General features: G+C 63.7%; 16 protein-coding genes. 8 read left to right on the top strand and 8 right to left on the bottom strand.

The features are described 5' to 3' along the window. Positions 1-26 precede the first annotated feature (26 nt). Together EYW45_RS15545 and EYW45_RS15540 are read left to right on the top strand one after the other, a co-directional pair. The gene (locus EYW45_RS15545; protein ID WP_161136354.1) at positions 27-1,220 is read left to right on the top strand and encodes a M48 family metalloprotease; all 1,194 of its coding nucleotides are present in this window, start codon (positions 27-29) and stop codon (positions 1,218-1,220) included. Next, positions 1,217-6,454 (top strand): AAA domain-containing protein, encoded by a 5,238-nt coding sequence (locus tag EYW45_RS15540; protein ID WP_202444754.1) that lies wholly within the window; start codon positions 1,217-1,219, stop codon positions 6,452-6,454. Before EYW45_RS15545 ends, EYW45_RS15540 begins: the two co-directional genes overlap by 4 nt. 2 nt (positions 6,455-6,456) lie before the next feature. On the opposite strand, the gene EYW45_RS15535 is transcribed toward EYW45_RS15540, so the two are convergent. The 8 genes from EYW45_RS15535 to EYW45_RS15500 all read right to left on the bottom strand — a co-directional run bounded on the left by EYW45_RS15535 (position 6,457) and on the right by EYW45_RS15500 (position 13,525). Beyond that, positions 6,457-7,521, bottom strand: coding sequence for an SDR family oxidoreductase (locus EYW45_RS15535; RefSeq protein WP_161136353.1), 1,065 nt, complete (start codon positions 7,519-7,521; stop codon positions 6,457-6,459). A 147-nt stretch (positions 7,522-7,668) separates the two neighbouring features. Then, positions 7,669-8,643, bottom strand: coding sequence for a 2-hydroxyacid dehydrogenase (locus EYW45_RS15530; protein WP_161136352.1), 975 nt, complete (start codon positions 8,641-8,643; stop codon positions 7,669-7,671). A gap of 12 nt (positions 8,644-8,655) precedes the next feature. Continuing rightward, the gene (locus EYW45_RS15525) at positions 8,656-9,663 is read right to left on the bottom strand and encodes a sugar kinase (protein WP_161136351.1); all 1,008 of its coding nucleotides are present in this window, start codon (positions 9,661-9,663) and stop codon (positions 8,656-8,658) included. After that, complete coding sequence (locus EYW45_RS15520) at positions 9,660-10,448, bottom strand: sugar phosphate isomerase/epimerase family protein (protein ID WP_161136350.1); 789 nt, start codon at positions 10,446-10,448, stop codon at positions 9,660-9,662. Before EYW45_RS15520 ends, EYW45_RS15525 begins: the two co-directional genes overlap by 4 nt. Positions 10,449-10,464: 16 nt before the next feature. Beyond that, a complete protein-coding gene (locus tag EYW45_RS15515; protein ID WP_161136349.1) occupies positions 10,465-11,241 on the bottom strand; it encodes an amino acid ABC transporter ATP-binding protein in 777 nt (258 codons plus the stop codon). Positions 11,242-11,298: 57 nt separating this feature from the next. Continuing rightward, positions 11,299-12,102 carry a transporter substrate-binding domain-containing protein gene (locus tag EYW45_RS15510; RefSeq protein ID WP_161136348.1) on the bottom strand — a complete coding sequence of 268 codons (804 nt, stop codon included), beginning with the start codon at positions 12,100-12,102 and terminating at the stop codon, positions 11,299-11,301. Between the two features lie 88 nt (positions 12,103-12,190). Beyond that, positions 12,191-12,844, bottom strand: coding sequence for an amino acid ABC transporter permease (locus EYW45_RS15505; RefSeq protein ID WP_161136347.1), 654 nt, complete (start codon positions 12,842-12,844; stop codon positions 12,191-12,193). A gap of 9 nt (positions 12,845-12,853) precedes the next feature. Beyond that, complete coding sequence (locus EYW45_RS15500) at positions 12,854-13,525, bottom strand: amino acid ABC transporter permease (protein WP_161136346.1); 672 nt, start codon at positions 13,523-13,525, stop codon at positions 12,854-12,856. A gap of 266 nt (positions 13,526-13,791) precedes the next feature. Between EYW45_RS15500 and EYW45_RS15495 the strand changes: the two genes are divergently transcribed. The 6 genes from EYW45_RS15495 (at position 13,792) to EYW45_RS15475 (ending at position 19,665) form a co-directional block, all read left to right on the top strand. Further along, on the top strand, positions 13,792-14,145 hold the full coding sequence (locus EYW45_RS15495; protein WP_161136345.1) for a YciI family protein: 354 nt from the start codon (positions 13,792-13,794) through the stop codon (positions 14,143-14,145). Positions 14,146-14,240: 95 nt separating this feature from the next. Beyond that, complete coding sequence (locus tag EYW45_RS24550; RefSeq protein ID WP_235939090.1) at positions 14,241-14,660, top strand: VOC family protein; 420 nt, start codon at positions 14,241-14,243, stop codon at positions 14,658-14,660. Beyond that, entirely contained in the window at positions 14,657-15,943 is a 1,287-nt protein-coding gene (locus EYW45_RS15490) for an RNA polymerase sigma factor (protein ID WP_328703643.1), read from the top strand. The genes EYW45_RS24550 and EYW45_RS15490 overlap by 4 nt, the downstream gene beginning before the upstream one ends. Beyond that, positions 15,940-17,469, top strand: coding sequence for an MFS transporter (locus tag EYW45_RS15485; RefSeq protein WP_161136343.1), 1,530 nt, complete (start codon positions 15,940-15,942; stop codon positions 17,467-17,469). The genes EYW45_RS15490 and EYW45_RS15485 overlap by 4 nt, the downstream gene beginning before the upstream one ends. 174 nt (positions 17,470-17,643) lie before the next feature. Then, positions 17,644-18,489, top strand: a complete 846-nt coding sequence (locus tag EYW45_RS15480; RefSeq protein ID WP_161136342.1) for an aldo/keto reductase — start codon at positions 17,644-17,646, stop codon at positions 18,487-18,489. Positions 18,490-18,492: 3 nt separating this feature from the next. Beyond that, positions 18,493-19,665, top strand: a complete 1,173-nt coding sequence (locus tag EYW45_RS15475; protein ID WP_202444752.1) for a serine hydrolase domain-containing protein — start codon at positions 18,493-18,495, stop codon at positions 19,663-19,665. Positions 19,666-19,723: the final 58 nt, after the last annotated feature.

Below are 19,723 nucleotides of genomic sequence, written 5' to 3'. Positions count from 1 at the left end.
CGCGCGCTTCCTCAAGGACGCGATCAATGCACGCTCAAATGCGGGATGCCGACGCCCTGACGCCGCTGCCCTACCATCAGGCGATCGTCACGCATCTCAAGGCGGCCGAGCCCGACGTCTGGGCCTGGGCATCATCGCTGCGCGTGCAGGCCGCACACGCTGCCGACGCCCGCGCGCAACTGCTGCGTGACACCTACCGCCTGACGCCTGCCACGCATCCAGCCGTGTACGCCGCCGCGGCGCTGGCCTGCGAACGCCTGGGCATCGACGCGCCCGTCACGCTGTATCAGGCCGGTGCCAGCACCATGAACGCCGCCCTGTACTACCTGCCCGGCGAAGTGCATGTGGTGTTGCAAGGCGCGATTCTCGAACGGCTGAACGACGCCGAGCTATTGGCCGTGCTGGGCCACGAGTTTGCCCATTACCGACTGTGGTCGAGGGATGCCGGCGACTATCTCGCGGCGGATCGCATCCTCAATCACAGCGACGATGTGACGGCGACACCTGAGAGCTACATCGAATCGGCACGCCTGTATGCCCTGCATACCGAGCTTTATGCGGATCGGGGCGCGGCCCTGGCCGCGGGCGACAGTGCCGCCGCCATTTCAACCCTGGTCAAGGTGCATACCGGCATCGCCGTCGTCGATGCCACGGCCTATCTGCAACAAGCGCTCGAACTGGAGGACACGCACGCCCGCCGGTCGGCCGGTGTCTCTCATCCCGAAACCTACCTGCGCTCGCAAGCCGTCGATATGTGGTGGCAGGCCGATCCGGGGCTCGACGATTGGTTGCGCCGGCGCCTGCACGGCCCGCTGGCCCTTCATGGGCTGGACCTTACCGGTCAAGTTACCCTCACGGCCATCACACGCGGGCTCATTACATATTTTCTGCAAGCCGATAACGTACGCGTCGAGAAAACGCTTGCGCAGGCGCGCGCATACTTTCCTGATTGGACGCTCGGCGACCCGCCGCTCGATCCAACCACGTTGACCGCCGATCTCGTCGACCCGAGCGCCGCCGACTATCTGCACTACGTGATGCTCGATCTTGCCCTGTGCGATGGTGACGTGCGCGATGCCGCCCTCGCCCGCGCATTGCGCATCGCACGCGCCTGGGAGGGCGCAGACGGGCTCACCCACATTCTCAAACGCGATCTCAAGATGAACAAACGTCAATTGGACAAGCTGACGCGATCGTCGGCCGAGGCAAAGCACGCATGACCGATCCTCAGCCCCTGGAAACGTTCGGGCAACTCATGTCCCGTCTGGATGGCACGCTGCTGCCCATCGACGATGTGTTGTTGCTGATGCTGCCCCTTCTGCGCGAAACGGCAGCGCTGCATGCCCAGGGGCGCGTCGCCACGTTGGGCGCCAATGATGTGCTGCAAAGCGCGCAACGCAGCCTGTGCCTGCGCGATCCAGCCGGTGCCGCGGCGCAATACGCCAACGACCGCATCAAAGCCATCCAGCCGCAACCGGGATCAGCGCTCAATATCGTCGGCGAGCTGCGCGTCATACGGGATTCCGACGACCTGGCGGCGCTTGACGATCTGGCCGTGCACACCGACGCCGACCGGCCGGTGGACAAGCCGGTATACCTGCCCGGACTGGCCGCGTGGGAAGGCGCGGTGGGCCATCACGACGAGATCAGCGATATCTTTCAGCTCGGCGAAATGCTGGCGTGCCTCGCCTGTGGCCTGGACCTGCGACGCGACGACGATGTGCGGGCGTTTGCCCGATCCCGCGGCAATCTTTTCGACCTCAACCCTCGACTGAATCCGGTGCTCGCCCAGACGATCGTCGAGATGACGGCGCTCAATCGCCATGACCGCGCGACCGAACTCTCCGCCATCGTGCAGCGGCTTGAACGCTGGCGCGAGCAGCCCCTCGGGCTGGATCTCGATCGCGTCCTCGACGGCGCACAGGGCCCGGCGCCGCGTCGCACGGCCGTGCTCGAGCATCTGCGCGACCGGCTGTTCGATCTCTCACGGCGCAATCGCCTGCTGTACTTCCGGCCCACGCAAGCCAATGTCAATCTCACCATCGCCAGCGTGCCGCTGGTCATGCACATCGAAAGCATCAAGCCCGAGCAACTCTGCACCTGGCAAGGTGCGTTTGCCGAACAAGTGCTTTCCGGCGAGTCGATCGGGCTGCAGCAGTGGCTGCGCTTCGATGATCAGTCCTATCTGCCGGCATCGTTCGATCGCTTGATCCAGGATACGCGGCGCGACCGTGCCGAGTTCGGATTCAGCAATCTGCGGTTGGTCGTGGCGTTCATGCATTGGCACAACCTGAAGGAGGCACCGGAAGAGCGCATCGTGTCGCCCCTGCTGTGGCTGCCCGTCGAATTGATCAAGAAGAAAGGCGTCCGCGATCAGTATGTGATGAAGTGCGATGAGTCGCAGGCCGAGTTCAATCCGGTATTGCGCCATCAATTGCGCCAGCTCTACGACATCCGATTGCCCGAAACGGTCGATCTGAAGACCACCTCCCTCGCCGACATCCATCGCGATGTGGATGCACAGATTCGTCGCACGGAACCCGGCGTCAGCCTGACCCTGCAAAGCAAGCCGACGATCAGGCTCATTCATCAGAAAGCGCTGCAGCGCCTGCAGCAGTTCCAGAAGCGACGTGCTGCCGGTGCGAGCGCCGCACCCGCCCGCCCGGACTTCAGCTACGACGAGGATGACTATCGCCCCCTTGGACTGCAACTGTTTCGCCAGACGGTGCAGCCCAGCGCGTCGCCGCTGCGTGGTGCAATCGGCGCTCAGCCGCTGCCGCTCACGCAGCCGCCGCACATGATGGCTGCCACCGCACCGGAACACACCACTTACGCGCTGACCGACGAGGCCGGTCATCGGCACGCCTGGGATATCGATCTCACGCAGGTCACGCTGGCCAACTTCAACTACAAGAAGATGTCGCTGGTGCAGGATTACGCCCAGTTGATCGACCAACCGGGCAACGCCTCGAGCTTCGATCGGCTGTTTTCGATCGAGCCGCGCGATATTGACGTGGATACACCACCTGCCATTCCGGTCGCCGAGCAATGGAACGTCGTGCCTGCGGATGCCACGCAAAACAGCGCGATCGGCCTTGCACGCACCGGTCGTCATTTCATTATTCAAGGACCACCCGGCACGGGCAAATCGCAAACCATCACCAATCTGATCGCCGACTATGCCGGTCGCGGCTTGCGGGTGCTCTTCGTCTGCGAGAAACGCGCTGCACTCGACGTGGTATTTCATCGGCTGCAACAGAGCGGTCTGGACGAGTTGTGTTGCCTGATCCACGATTCTCAAACCGACAAGAAAGCATTCATCCTCAACCTGCGTGAGTGCTACGAACGCTGGGTGGCCGAGCCGCTTGACGGCAGTGCCCTCACGGTCGCCCGGCAAGCCACACTCAACGCGTTATCGCAGCATCTGGCGCACCTTACGCGCTTCGAGCAGGCGATGGCGGTGATGCCCGAAGCGCTCGCGACCTCGGTTCGGTCGCTCATTCGCATCTTGATCGCCGCCCCTGGCGACCGGCCCGAGATCGAGGCTGCCGCACGCGAGCGCCTGCCCGACTGGGCGGTGTGGCAATCGCATCTCGATCTCACGCGCCGTGTTTATGCCGCGTTGCGCGACCGCTTGAATGCGAGCACCTTCGCACACCACAGTTTCAGTCACCTCTCGGCAGAACTGGTGCGCGACGACCTGGCGTACAGCCGTGCGAAAGCCTTTATCGATAACGCCACGGTGGCCCTTGCGACCATCGAGCCCGGCCTGCCGCAGCCCGTCAGCCTGCTGTCGCGCGATACGCGGGTCGACGAAGCGCCGACGCTCACGCCCGCGGTGCATGCCATCGCGACATTCAATCTGGCCGCCCATCTCGATCTGCTCGACGCCCACTCGTCTGCGGCCACGGCCTTGCGCGATGAGCAAGCGCGTTTGCACAGCCTCGGCAGTGCGGAAAACGCGGCCGGCGCCGCGGCACGCCATTGGCGCGAACCGCTGAGCATCGAAGATACGCAAGCGGCCATCGAGCTGGAGCAACGTATCGGCGGCTCGGCGCTGCGCTGGCTCAATCCGGCGTGGTGGCGTTTGCGCCGCGAACTCAAACGTCGTTACGACTTCAGCCACCATGCGGTCCGCCCAAGCTACCGCACCATTCTGAGCCAATTGGCCGCCCACCATCACGCCACGGCCGCGCTCGCTGCTGCGCGCCAGGCCTTGAACTCGCGCTACGGCATCCAGGATGGCGGGCCATTTTTCGACGCGCTGGAAAGCGTGGCGCACGCGCTGCCCAACGCCCCTAGCCTGGAGCGTTGGATTGCGGCCTTGCGCACCAGCGCCAACCCCGGTGCGCAAGCGCGGGAGGCGCTTGCGCCGGCCGACGCGCTCGCCACGCTGCATGCGCTGATCCCCAACGCGCTCAATGTCACCAGCGACCACGGTGCCGTCGTTTTCGGTCCCGGCCCCGCAGAGGGCCTCAATGCCGGGCCGAGTACAGACCTCAATCCCCGCTCCACTGGCGGCTTCACGATCGCTGAACTGGCCGACGTGGTGCACCGCTTGCGCGACGATCTGAGCGATCTGCCCGATCTGCTGCCCCTCTTGCGTGAGCTGCACGACAGCGAGCCCCGCTACGTCGCTGCCTTGCAAACGCACGCGCTCGACATCGACGCCTTTCAAACCCTGATTGCCGACGAGGCCCTGGCACGGGTCTACCGCACCCTGCCGGAACTGGTGCGGTTCGACGAACGCGCGCTGAAGCAGGCGGTCGAGGGCGTCGATTCGGCCGAACGTACGCTACTCAAGCACAATGCCGAGGTTGTCGAGTCGCGCTGGCACCGCATCTTTCTCGATCATCTCAAGCAGTCGGGGGTATCCGCCACGCCGTTGGACGAGGCCGGCAAGCAGTTCAAGAAGGACTACGCCCGCGGCCGCCGTGAACTCGAACACGAGTTCGGCAAGACCATGCGCTATCGCTCGATTCGCGAACTTGCCGGTGGCGACAGCGGCTTGGTCATCAACGACCTGAAACCGATCTGGTTGATGAGTCCGCTTTCGGTGTCCGATACCCTGCCCCTGCAGTCTCAGTTGTTCGACGTCGTCATTTTCGATGAAGCCAGCCAGATACCGAGCGAAGAGGCCGTGCCCGCGCTCAATCGTGCGCCGCAGGTGGTGGTCGTGGGGGACGAGATGCAGTTGCCGCCAACGACGTTCTTCAGTGCGTCCGGCGACGAGGGCGACGAACAGGTCACGGCCACCGAAGACGGCGAACAGATTGCCATCAACCTTGACGCCGACAGCCTTCTCAGCCAGGCCGCGCGCAATCTACCGGCGTCGCTATTGGCGTGGCATTACCGCAGCCGCCACGAAGCACTGATCAGCTTTTCCAATGCCGCCTTCTACGAAGGCCGGTTGATCACCGTTCCGGACCGCCTGCTCGATGGCGGACACGGCGCATTGGATGCATTGACGTCCACCGCGTCCGATGCAGCCGCCCAAGGCGTGGATGCCCTGCTCGGCAATCCGATCAGCTATCTGAAGTTGACCGACGGCGTGTATGAGGCGCGCGGCAACATCGCCGAAGCCCGCTTCATCGCGGCGACCATTCGGGAATTGCTCAACCGCGAAACGGGTCACAGCATCGGCATCGTCGCGTTTTCGCAAGCCCAGCAATCGCAGATCGAAGATGCGCTGGACGCGCTGGCAGCCAAAGACACCACATTCGCCGCCCGCCTGGAAACCGAATACGTACGTGAAGACAAGGGACAGTTCAACGGTCTTTTTGTAAAGAACCTCGAAAATGTCCAGGGAGACGAGCGCGACATCATCATCCTCAGCATCTGCTACGCACCGGGTCCCAACGGCAAAATGCTGATGAACTTCGGTCCCATCAATCAGCGTGGCGGCGAGAAACGCCTGAACGTGATTTTCAGCCGCGCCCGCCATCGCATGGCAGTGGTTGCGAGCATCCAGGCGGATGCGATCACCAACACGCACAACGATGGCGCCGCCGCGCTCAAGGGCTTTCTGCAATTTGCCCATGCCAGTGCCAGCGGTGAAACCGAGCGCTCGCAACACATCCTGGGTACGCTCACGCCCGGCGCACGTGCCGCGTTCGTCGCCGCGCCGCCGGCAGACGCCTACCGGACGGATCTGGCGCAGGCACTGCGCGCACGCGGTCACACCGTCCATGAGCACGTGGGGCGTTCACAGTTTCGCTGCGATCTGGCAATTGTGGATCCGGCAGGCAACGGCTATTGGCTGGGGATCCTGCTCGACCATGACAGCGCATCCCCTGCCGACGTGCGCGAACGGTATGTGTTTCGTCCTGGTGTCCTGCGCGCATTCGGCTGGACGGTGATCGATGTGCCCAGCAATGCGTGGCTGAAGGATCCCGACGCTGTGCTGGCGCGCATCGAAGCGGCGCTGCCGCGTCCGGCAACCGCCGAGACCTGAGGTTACGGAATCACCCGCTGCGCCCGCAGCGCGGTGAACAGCTCGAGAAACGACGCGCGGCTGTCGTGGTAGCCCAGAAAGCCGGCGTCGCGGCTTTTGGTCATATCGTTCAGGCACTCGATCTCGCGGCCGAGATCGGCATCGGTATGCCACCACGATGCAAGCTTGTTCACGTCGGCCTCAACCAGATCGTATTTGGCTGCCAGTGCGGTCCACAGCGCAGGTGCGGTGTCTTTGAATCGAGCCTCCAACGGCATCGGCGCATCGGGAAATGGCGCAGCCTCCAGGCCGAAAAATGCGGCGATTTCAGCCCACATCCAGCGCCAGCGAAACACATCGCCGTTGGCGGTGTTGAAGGCCTGATTGCGCGCCGCCGGCGACTGCGCGGCCCATGCCAATTGGCGTCCCAGCAAGCCTGCGTCGGTAAGGTCAGTGAGGCTATCCCATTGCGTGCGTGAGCCCGGAAACACGAAGGGTTGACCGGTTTCCTTGCACAGGCTGGCGTACACGGCCAGCGTCACACCCATATTCATCGCGTTGGACCCCAGCGCGCGCCCGATCATCGTGTGCGAGCGATGCACGCTCCACGAGAAATCGTATCGTTTCGCGGCGTCGAACAGGATGTCTTCAAGCGTGTAGTAGAAGTTCTCACCCGGTTGACGCGGTTCGTTTTCCCGAAAAGGCGTTTCGGCCTTGCCGCTGCCGTAGTTCTCGAACGAGCCCAGATAGTGCTTGGTGCCGGTGACGAGCGCCATGTGCGCCAGCGGTGCATCGCTCAACGCCTCGCAAAGGTGGCGCATCATCGCCCCGTTGGCGGCGACGTTTTCGGCCTCATTGTCGCGGCGCGTCCAGGTGCAGAAAAATACATGCGAGATGGCCAATCCCTTCAACGCCTGCGCCGTTGCGGCCGCATCCAGCAGATCGGCCTTGACTGGAATGACGCCCGTCTGCGCCGAGGGATTGCGGGCCAATCCGTATACCGTCCAACCCTCCGCCACCAGAACATTGGCCAGATTGTGGCCGGATATGCCGGTCGCGCCGACGATAAGTGCTGTGCCTTTTTGCATAATCGATGCCTTTAAATGGCAAAACGCCCACTAAATGGGCGTTTACCGTAATGAGTGTGCGCGTCGTGCCGCAACTCGCATGCCATGCAGCCCGCGCGGGCGTCAGGCCTGCCGCGCACGCAGCTCGCTGGCGACATGAAGCCGGTCTTACCGGTACACCGCCGCAGGCATCTCGCCCGCCAATACTTGCAGCAGATTGCTGGTGGCCAATGTGGCCATTGCGTGCCGGGTTTCATGGGTGGCCGAACCCACGTGCGGCAGCGGCGTCACGCGCGGATGCGTACGCAGCGGCGACGATTGTGGCAAGGGCTCGGTGGCGAACACATCCAGGCCCGCCGCCTGCAGCGTGCCGTGGTCGAGCGCTGCCAGCAGATCCGGCTCGGATACGATCGCGCCGCGGGCACCGTTGATAAAGACGGCATTGGGCTTCATCAAGCCGAAGGCCCGCGCATCCATCAACCCTCGGGTTTGCTCGGAGAGCGGCAACACCAGTACAACGATATCGGCACGCTTGAGGACGTCGTCAAGCGGCAGTTGCTGCGCCCGGCCGGCGAGGTCCGGCGCGGCCTGCACCACATCGACCTGACTGCGATTGTGAAAGATCACCGGCATGCCGAAGCCGAGCGCGCCGCGCCGGGCGACGGCCTGGCCGATCCGTCCAAAACCCAGGATGCCCAGCGTTTTGCCGTGCACGTCGGTGCCGAAAAGTTCTTCACCGATATTGCGGGTCCAATGGCCCTCACGCACATGATTGGCGAGTTCCACGACGCGTCGGCATGTGGCCATCAGCAATGCAAAAATCGTATCGGCCGTGGTTTCGGTGAGCACACCAGGGGTATGACAGAGCGTGATCCCCCGCGCCCGCAACGCAGCCAGCGGATAGTTGTCGACACCGACCGACACGCTGGAAATCACTTTCAGTCGCGGCGCGCGATCTAGCACCGATTGATCGATCGAAAAGCTTGACCCGATCATGCCGTCGGCCCACGGCAATGCCCGTTCGAATGCCTCACGCTGATCGGCCACCCGCGGGTTTGCCACCGTTACGTCATGCGCCGCCGCGATGCGATCCAACTGCTCGGGCGGCAGTTCACGAAACACAAGCACATTTTTACGGGCCATGAGCGCACGCTATTAGGAGAGTGGGTTACTGCGTTGCAAGTCGCGCGCCTCAAGCTGCGCATTCAGCTCCGCCCGCGTGGGCAAGCCGTCCGAATCGCCCAGCACCTGTACTTGCCGCGCGCCGATCCAGGTACCGCGCTGCAAGGCATCGGTCAGTGGGCGCCCTTCCAGCAACGCACTGATCACGCCCACCGCGAAGCCGTCCCCCGCGCCCACCGTGTCGATCACGCGCTCGACCGGAAAGCCGGGCGCGTAGCCGCTTTGGACGCCATCATCGAAATAGGCCCCATCCGGCCCCAGCTTGATCACCACGAGCGATGCGCCGGCCGCACGATAAAACCGCGCCACGCCCTCCGGCGTGGTCTCGCCCGTGAGCAAGCGCCCTTCTTCCATACCTGGAAACACCCAATCCGCTTTGGCAGCGAGCGCATTGATTGCGGTGCGCATCGCCTCGGTCGAGGCCCACAAGGTGGGTCGCAGGTTGGGGTCGAACGAAATCGTGCGTCCGGCCGCTCGCATCACGTCCATCGTTTTGTGTGCCGCGAGCAAACTGGTCTCGGAGATGGCGGCAAAAACGCCGGTCGCGTGCAGATGGCGCGCTGCGCGCAACCACGCCTCATCCACATCCGCCGGCGTCATCAGGCTCGCGGCCGATCCCTTGCGGTGATACTCAACCGGCGGATCGCTGCCATCGTCTACCCGCCCCTTGATTTGAAATCCGGTGCGCTGCGTGGGATCGCACACCACCTTGCTGCAATCCACGCCTTCGGCGCGCATGGCGTTGATCAGATAGCGCGCCATCGAGTCCGCACCCAAACGGCTGGCCCAGCCCACCTTCAACCCCAGGCGCGACAGGCCGATCGCCACATTGATCTCAGCGCCCGCCATGCGGCGCGTAAAGCCTTCGGCCGCTTCGAGCGGACCGGGACGGTCGGCGATCAGCATCGCCATGGCTTCGCCAAAGAGCGCCACGTCGAACGTGGCTTCGGGGGGGTTGTCGGCGATATTGTCGGCGGTCATGCCGGTTGTCCTTGTTGGTGCCGCGCAGTCGCGCGGAGGTGATCGATCTGGGTGCGTGTCACGGCAGTGAGATCGTCGCCCACCAGCGGATACTCGATGGCCCACGGCACATCGGTGGGCATCGCATGCACGATCGTGCGCCAAGGCGCGGCCGAGTCGGCCAATGGCACGGCCACCCAGCGCTGCGGTTGGCGCTGCACGCCCTTGCAATGCACGTAACGCACGCGCGCGGCGAAAAGTGCAGCCATCTGCTGTGGGCACTCGCCGGTCCAATGCCAATTGCCCACATCGAACGTCATCGGCAAGTCGAGCCCGATGGCATCGGTGGCGTCAAAGAAGCGCTGCAGGGCCACGCGGGTACCCGCTTGCTCGGTTTGATCGTTCTCGATCGTAAGCGTCGGCCCGCCCTCCGCCAAGCGGCGCGCGAGCAACGGCAATGTGGCCACCGATGCGGCGTTGAAATCGCCGATCGACATCTTCAACTGCGTCGCGCCAAGGTCGCTCGTGCGCGCCATCGCCCGGTCGAGCGTCTGCTCGTCCAAGGTGCCATCGGCTTGCCACAACCCGGTCGGGCACGAATACACGCTCACAAGCGCCAGCCTGCGCAGCGTGTCGGCCAACGCGGGCAACTCGCGCCCGGCATCGACCAGCAACTCTTCTCTCACTTCCACGCCATCGGCGCCGGCCGCGTGCGACAAATGGGTAAACCATTCCTGGCCGTGGCGCCGCACTTCAGCCGCACCGAACGAGGTCAGGGAAATATAAACGGATAGATCGTGAGGCATAAAAACGCCGGCCGCCTCAGGCGGCCTGATGAGAACTCAATATCTGGCCCAGAAACTGCCGGGTCTTTTCGTGCTGCGGTTGACCGAAGAACTGCTCCGGCGGCGCCTGCTCGACGATCTTGCCATCGGCCATGAAAATCACGCGGTCGGCGACCTGACGCGCAAACGCCATTTCATGCGTCACGCACAACATCGTCATGCCGTCTTCCGCCAACCCGATCATGGTGTCGAGCACTTCCTTCACCATTTCCGGATCGAGTGCCGAGGTCGGCTCGTCGAACAGCATGATCTTCGGCGTCATGCACAGCGCCCGCGCGATCGCTACGCGCTGCTGTTGGCCGCCCGACAACTGGCTCGGGTATTTGCCGGCCTGCTCCGGGATACGCACACGCGTGAGGTACTTCATCGCGACGGCCTCGGCCTCGTCTTTTTTCATCTTGCGCGAGCGCATGGGCGCCAGCATGCAATTCTGCAGGATGGTCATGTGCGGAAACAGATTGAACTGCTGAAACACCATGCCCACTTCCTGCCGCACCTGCTCCACATTGGCACCGCCCGCCGTGAGTTCGATCCCATCGACCTCGATGCGACCCTTCTGCACCTGTTCGAGCCGGTTGATGCAGCGGATCAGGGTCGACTTGCCCGACCCCGACGGCCCGCACACCACGATGCGCTCGCCTGCCGCCACGCTCAGGTCGATGTCGGTCAACACCTGAAAGGCGCCGAACCATTTTTGAACGCCTGTCATGCGAATGATGGGCGCATCCTGCGCGCCGTGTGTGCTTGCCGTCATAAGTCCCCGCGACCTCATTTACCGCAGCCGATTGCTGCATTCGATCATTGCGCCCAATTACTGCAGGGTGGGCAGATCGGTTTCCAGCCACTTGCGATAGAGCTTATTGAGCTCGCCATTGGCTTTGTTGCGCGTGACGAACTCGTTGACCTGGGCCAGCAGTTCGTCCTGCCCCGGGCGAATGGCAATGCCCATGGCTTGCTGCACGAGGGTGAACTTGTTCTCGAACGTGTCGGCCGGTGCGCGTTTGGCAATCTGGGCCGCCACGGTTACCGAGCAGCCAATTGCATCCACCTGCCCCGTAAGCAGCGCCTGCATGGCCGACGCATCGTCATCGAAGCGCCGGATCTCCGTGCCCTCGGGGGCCGATTTCGTCACCGCCACATCCTGGGTGCTCGCCCGGGCCACGCCCACGCGCATGCCTTTCAGATCGGCCGCCGACTTGATGTTTGCCTTCTTGGGCGCATACAGCACGATCGTGGCCGCCGCGTACGGTTGCGAGAACTGCACCTGCTTGGCGCGCTCGGGCGTGATCGCCAGCGACGCCACCAAGGCGTCGACCTTGCCGGTGAGCAGGAAGGGAATGCGATTGGGGCCAGTTACCGGCAGGATGTTGACCTTCACGCCAAGATCCTTGGCCAGCAATTTGGCCACATCGGCGTCATAGCCATCGGGCTGGTTCGCGACGTTGGTGGTGCCGTAGGGCGGAAAATCCACCAGCATCCCGATCGTGATCTCGCCTTTTTTCTTCAGATCGGCCATCGTTTGGGCAGTTGCTGAAGCGAACGGGCTGAGCATGGCGGTTACGGCCAAGGCGGCGAAAGCGCCGGTGACGGCACGGCGGCGGGTCGAAATGGTCATGAGTGTCTCCACAATGATGAATGCTGTGAGCCCTATGGGGCCGGCTCTATGGCCTTGAATTCGAGATAACGGCGGATGCGCCGGCGCTTTATCGCGTCAGGGCAGCCGCCTGGCGGCGCTCCATCCAGGCCGCCAAAAGCGACAGCGGCCAGCACAGCGCAAAATAGATCGCCGCCACCACGCTGAACACCAGCAGCGGCTGGAACGTTGCATTATTGATGATCTGACCGGCCCGCGTAATCTCGGTAAACCCGATGATGGCGGCGAGCGACGTCCCCTTGATGATCTGCACGAGATAACCCACGGTGGGCGGCACGGCGATCTTGAACGCCTGCGGCAGGATCACATCGCGCATCCGGGCGCGATAGGAGAGCGACAGCGCCTCGGCGGCCTCCCATTGCCCGCGCGGAATGGCCTGGATGCAGCCGCGCCAGATCTCACCCAGAAACGCCCCGCTGTTGAGGATCAGCGCCACACTGGCGGCGATCCAGGGATTGATGTCCAGGCCCACGATGGGCGCGCCGAAAAAGATCAGGAACAACTGCAGCAGCAGCGGCGTGCCCTGAAAGATCTGAATGAAGAGCGTGGCCCCCGCGCGCAGCAGTTTCGAGGTCGACGTGCGCGACAGCGCCACGGCCAGGCCCACGATGGCGCCGCCCACAAACGCGATGGCCGACAGCGCCAGCGTCCACTTGGCCGCTTCGAGGATGAACCAGAATTCGGCAGGACCGAACGTACGCATCTCGGACTCCTACCGCCGGTCGGGGTAGTTCAACCCCAACTGATAGATCAATTTGAACAGCGCCGAAAACGCCAGCGACAACCCCAGATAGATCAGGGCCACAACGATGTAGATTTCGAAGCTGCGAAACGTTTGCGACTGAAGATTGGCCGCAACCGAGGTGAGATCGTCGGCCGAGATCACCGATACCACCGCCGAGCTGAGCATCAACAGGATGAACTGGCTGGTGAGCGCAGGATAGATCGCCTTGAGCGCCGGCTTCAGGATGACGAACCGAAAGATCTCCCACCGCTTCAGATTCAGCGCGAGGCCGGCCTCGATCTGCCCTTTCGAAATCGATTCGATACCCGCGCGGATGATCTCGGTGGCGTACGCGCCGAGGTTCACCACCATCGCCGTCAGCGCTGCGGTATAGGGTGACCAACGCACGCCCAACGACGGCAACGCGAAGAAAAAGAAGAAAAGCTGTACGAGAAACGGGGTATTGCGGATCAACTCGATATACACGTTGATCGACCAACGCACCGGTGCGGGACCGGCGGTCTTGCCCCAGGCGCACATCACGGCCACGATCAGCCCAAGCACCATTGCAGTCAGGGAGAGCTGGATCGTGATCCACGTGCCTTTGAGCAGCATGGGCCAGGCGGCAAAAACATCGGCGAATTGAAACGTGTAATTCACGGCGAGGCCACGGAGTTGTCTAGTTAGATTCGAATAATTTTTTAGGGCGCGCCGGCCGAAGTGTATAGGATGAGATTGCCTTACACCGCCGCATCGTGTCCATACTCGGGGTATCCCTAATACGTTGCTGCATCGCAGCAGTGACGTCGTCCGAACGCACGGTTGAATGTTCACGACCGCGGCCGATAATAGGGGCTCCCCAATGTCCGTGCGTCGCGCCCCCCCGGCTCGACCTGCATGGCGCTTACCCTCACCGTGAGAGATCCATGGCTTACATGCTGCTCATCGTTGAACCGACCGAACAACGCGCCGAACGTAACCAGGCCGAAGGCGAAGCCGCCTATGCCAGCATGGTGGCTTTCGGTACCGACCTCAAAGCGCGTGGCTTGCTGGCCGCCAGCGAATCGCTGGCGTCGCAGAAGGAGGCGGTGCGGGTGCAAAGGCGCGATGGCCGCACACGCCTGATCGATGGGCCCTTTGCCGAGGCCAAGGAAATGATCGGCGGGTTCTTTCTGCTCAATTGCGCCACCCGCGAGGAGGCTGTCGCGATCGCCGAAGCCTGCCCGGCCGCCCAATGGTGCACAGTCGAAGTGCGCAAACTGGCCCCCTGCTACGCGTAAAAATTTCTTGTTCAGGATGTCGATCGAGGTTGGTGCCAAGCGTCGTATGGGAAAGGCTAGCGCCGATTTCCCGTTCATCACCCAATAGGTTCATCATGCACAAGCAAATTTTCGTCAATCTTCCGGTCGCGGATCTGCCGCGCTCGCAGGCATTCTTCGGCCAGCTCGGCTTCACCTTCAACCCGCAATTCACCAATGCGCAAGCGGCTTGCATGGTGATCGGCGAAAACATCTATGCCATGTTGCTGGTCAAGGACTTCTTCGCGGGATTCACCGACAAACCGATTGCCGATGCGACCAAAACCAGCGAAGTGCTGGTTTGCCTGTCGTGCGAGAGTCGCGCCGAGGTCGACGATCTCGTCGCCCGCGCCATCGCGGCAGGTGGCACCAGCCCCCGCGCGCCGCAAGACCATGGCTTCATGTACGGACACGGCTTTCAGGATCCGGATGGCCACATCTGGGAGCTGATGTTCATGGACATGACCGCCGCCCCGGCCACGCCCCCCTCCCCGTGAGCGCAACAGCCGCCACCCATCGCGCCATCGAGGCCGTGTGGCGCATCGAATGCGCCAAGGTGATTGCCCATGTGACGCGCATCGTGCGCGACGTGGGCGTGGCGGAAGACCTCGCCCAGGACGCGCTGGTGACGGCGTTCGAACGCTGGCCCCGCGACGGGGTGCCGGACAATCCGGGAGCCTGGCTGATGACGACCGCCAAGAACCGCGCCCTCGACCGCTTGCGCCGGGAGGCGCTGCACGCGCGCAAGCTCGACGCGTTCGGCCAGGATATCGACGCCTTAAAGCCCAACGCGCCTCCCGACCCTGCTGACGCTTTGGATGCTGCACGCGCCGACGACGTGGGCGACGACATGCTGCGGCTGATCTTCACCGCATGCCATCCCGTGCTGTCCACCGATGCGCGCGTGGCGTTGACGTTACGTATGCTTGGTGGATTGACCACGGATGAGATCGCCCGCGCGTTCCTGCAACCCGAATCCACCGTGGCCCAGCGCATCGTTCGCGCCAAGCGCACCCTGACGCAGGCAAAGGTGCCGTTCGAAGTGCCCCAGGCCGATGCACGAGCCGAACGCCTCGCCTCGGTGCTCGAAGTGATTTACCTCATCTTCAACGAAGGCTATGCCGCCACTGCAGGCGATCATTGGCTGCGGCCAGCGCTGTGCGATGAAGCGCTGCGGCTTGCGGGCGTGCTGTCGACGCTGGCGCCGGAGGAAAGCGAAGTGCACGGCTTGACGGCGCTGATGGCGCTGCAAGCCTCCCGCGCGGCGGCACGCATCGATACCCTCGGCCGTCCCGTGCTGTTGATGGATCAGGATCGCAGCCGGTGGGATCGGCTATTGATCCGCCGCGGTCTGGTGGCCCTCGATCGCGCTCGCGCACTCGGGGGCATGCAACAGCCTTATGCGCTGCAGGCGGCCTTGGCAGCCTGCCACGCTCAAGCCGCAACGGCGGCCGCCACCGATTGGACGCACATCGCCGATCTCTATGGCCAGCTTGCGGCGATCGCGCCGTCGCCCATCGTGGAGTTGAATCGCGCGGTCGCAGTGGGCATGGCGGATGGGCCTGAAGCGGGACTGGCAATCGTTGACGTGCTCCGTGACGATCCCGCGCTGGCCCAATACCCCTGGCTTTTCAGCGTGCATGGCGACCTGCTCGAGAAGCTGGGGCAACGCGAGCAGGCCCGTGCCGCGTTCGAAGCCGCAGCCGCGTTGACGCGCAACGCACCCGAGCGCGCCCTGCTGCTGGCGCGCGCCCACACCCTCAGCATTGCTTCTTCATGACCTCGATATCTCCCGCCCGCGCCGGACGCCGCGAATGGATCGGCCTCGCCGTGATCGCGCTGCCGTGTCTGGTCTATGCGATGGATCTGACGGTGCTGAATCTGGCCCTGCCTGCGATCAGCGCCCAGCTCACGCCCACCAGCGCACAGCAACTGTGGATCATCGACGTCTATGGCTTCCTGGTAGCAGGCTTTCTCATCACGATGGGCACCGTGGGCGATCGCATCGGCCGCCGCAAGCTGCTGTTGATCGGCGCCGCCGCCTTTGCCGTGGCCTCCACGATCGCCGCGTTCTCCACCAGCGCAGGCATGTTGATCGCCATGCGCGCGTTGCTCGGCATCGCGGGCGCGACGCTGGCGCCCTCCACGATGTCGCTCATCCGCAATATGTTTCATGACCCGCGGCAACGCCAATTCGCCATCGGTGTATGGATTGCGAGCTTCTCGGTCGGCAGCGCAATCGGGCCGCTCGTCGGCGGCGTGCTCCTGCAGTTCTACTGGTGGGGATCCGTGTTTCTGGTCGCCGTGCCCGTGATGGTGCTCCTGCTGATCGTGGGACCGTCGTTGCTGCCCGAGTATCGCGACCCCAATGCCGGCCGCATCGACCCGCTCAGCGTGGCGCAATCGTTGTTTGCGGTGCTGGCGATGGTGTATGCGTTGAAGCAGATCGCCGAACACGGCATGCAGTGGTATGCCATGGCACTTTTGGCCGCCGGCATTCTGGCAGGCGTGGCATTCATCCGTCGCCAACGTCACCTTGCCTACCCCTTGCTCGATCTCAATCTGTTTCGCGTGCCGGCATTTTCGGCCGCAATCGCCGCGTACGCCCTGTCTTGCCTGGCGATGTTCGGCGTGTACATCTTCATCACCCAGTATCTGCAATTGGTGCTTGGCTTGTCGCCCTTGATGGCCGGCGTCGCCACAGTGCCCTGGGCGCTGGGCTTTGTCGTGGGATCGCTGGGTGCCCCGCGCCTGGCTCGGCACGTCAAGCCCATTACCATTCTCGTGGCCGGCCTGCTTGCGGCGAGCGTGGGCTTTTTGCTGCTGGCGGTGTCGGCCACGACGATAGGCCTGTCGGGTCTTGTCGCCAGCACCATCATCATGAGCCTGGGTATGGCGCCGGTATTCACCATCGGCAACGAAATGATCATCACCGCGGCGCCGCCCGAGCGAGCCGGCTCGGCTTCCGCCATTTCCGAAACCAGTTCCGAATTCAGCGGCGCCCTTGGGATTGCCGTCTTCGGCAGCATCGGCACGATGATCTATCGCAGCCGGCTGGGTCCGGCGCTCCCGGCCGATCTCGACCCCTCTGCGCGCGAAGCCGCGCTCGGCACCCTCGGTGGCGCCGTATCGGCCGCCCACGCCGCGCATACCGCCGGCTCGGACGCGGTCCTGGCGGCCGCCCGCGCGGCATTTCTGGATGCCTATCAGTTCACGGCCTTTGTGGGCGCAGCGTTGGTGATGCTGGCCGCCGTCGTGACGTGGCGCATCCTGCGGCCGGGCACGCGGCCGATCGCCCAACCTTGAGCGCACCTGGGGAATATGGCCGCCCGGGCCAAAGTGCGCTGGCAACAGCCTGCATCTGCCACGCGTTCCCGCAAGGCTCGTAAGCGAGGCGAGCTATCCAGGCGCACCTGAGAAACGCCTGGAACGCCGCCTGCTACGATCGAAGCATCCCAAGATTTCAGGACGCGCTTCATCATGCGACATCATCGCTTCGGCCCTACCGGCCACGACATTCCCGTGATCGGCCAAGGCACGTGGTACATCGACGAAGGGCATCGCGGAGAAGCCGTCGATGCGTTGCGCATCGGCCTGGATGCCGGCATGACGCATATCGACACCGCCGAGATGTACGGCAACGGCGCATCCGAAAACGTCGTGGGCGAAGCCATCCGCGGTCGCCGCGATGACGTATTTCTCGTCTCGAAGGTCTTGCCCAGCAATGCGTCGCGCATCGGCGTGCGGGCAGCCTGCGAACGATCCCTCAAGCAACTCGGCACCGATCGCCTGGACAGCTACCTGCTGCATTGGCGCGGTTCTTATCCGCTCGAAGAGACGTTCGAGGCCCTGCAGGATTTGCGCGCAGCCGGCAAGATCCTGTCGTATGGCGTGAGCAATTTCGATGTGGACGATCTGGACGAGGCACTCGCCATCGTCGGCGACGGTGAATTGGCCTGCAATCAAGTGCTCTACCACTTGCAAGAGCGCGCCATCGAACACGCCGTGATCCCGTGGTGCAAGCAACACGGCGTGGCGGTGGTGGCCTATAGCCCTTTCGGCCATGATGATTTTCCCGACGTGTACAGCGACGGTGGCGACGTGCTCGAAGCCATTGCCGCAGCCCATGATGCCACCACCCGGCAGATCGCCTTGGCGTTTTTGACCCGCGACAACGCAGTCTTCGCCATCCCCAAGGCCGCTCGGGGCGAACACGCACGCGCAAACGGCGAAGCAGGCGCCATCGTGCTCGATGCCGATGAGATCGCTCGCCTGGACCTTGCCTTTCCGCGCGGCCCACAGCCGCAATATCTTCCGATGATCTGAAGCATGACGCATGCTCGCAAGATGTTGGCCGCCATGTTGTGCGTGGTGGCGAGCGGCGTGACTGCCGCAAGCACCGTCGTGGTCTCCGAATCAGCCACAGGTACGGCCACCGCAGCAGCATCCTCGCCCAGCCCGCCAAGCGCGACGCTGGCGTCAAGCCAGGCGCCTACGTCGAGCGCATCGGCCACCTCCACGGCTGCCGCGGAAACGAGCCGCAATGCCGCCCTTTCCGCGCGGCTTGACGTCATTGCCGATCGCGCAGGCGCGCTTGCGCGCCTGAACACGCTTATTGTCGCGCGCAACGGCAGCATTGTGCTGGAGCGCGGCTATCGCGGCGCGCAGCTCGATGCGCCCGTCAATATCAAAAGTGCCTCCAAAGTAATCGTCAGCGCCTTGGTGGGACGCGCGATCGACGAAGGGCTGATCGCGAACGTCGGCGCCTCCATACGACCGTTACTGGCCAAGCGCCTGCCGGGCGACGCCAATCCGCGCCTGGGGGAAATCAGCGTCGAGGATCTGCTCACCATGCGTGCGGGGCTGGAACGCACCTCCGGCCCCAACTATGGCCGCTGGATCGCCAGCCGCGACTGGGTGGGCTATATCGTGTCGCGTCCCTTTGTGGACGAACCCGGCGGGCGCATGCTGTACTCCACCGGCAGCAGCCACCTGCTCTCGGCCATCCTTACCGATGCCAGCCGGCGCAGCACGCTGCAATTGGCGCAACGTTGGCTGGGCGAGCCTTTGGGAATTCGGTTTGCCGGCTGGGATCGTGACCCGCAAGGCGTTTACCTGGGCGGCAACAACATGGCCATGTCGCCGCGCGGCCTTTTCGCCTTCGGCGACATGATGCGTGCGGGCGGTGTGAATGCCCGCGGCGAGCGCGTGCTATCGGAGGCCTGGATCAAAGCGTCCTGGACGCCACGCACGCAATCGCAATTTACCGGCGACGCGTACGGCTACGGCTGGTTCATCGCCGACGCTGCGGGCCACCCGGTGTACTACGCCTGGGGCTACGGCGGGCAATTGCTCTATGTTGTGCCCACGTTGGGTTTGACCGTGGTGATGACGTCCGACCCCAACCAGCCGTCCGGCAGCGACGGGTATCTGCAGCAGTTGCACACCCTCTTCGAACAGGACATCGTGGGTGCCGTGATCGCCGAACCCGTTACGCCTTGACGTGCCCGCGGCGGCCTGCACACCGTGTCACCCCTAATTGCGCCCAGCGAACGCGCAA

Origin of the sequence: Schauerella aestuarii, from assembly GCF_009866805.1 — a bacterium.
GTDB lineage: Bacteria > Pseudomonadota > Gammaproteobacteria > Burkholderiales > Burkholderiaceae_B > Schauerella > Schauerella aestuarii.
This window is presented reverse-complemented; position numbering and strand designations above follow the sequence as displayed.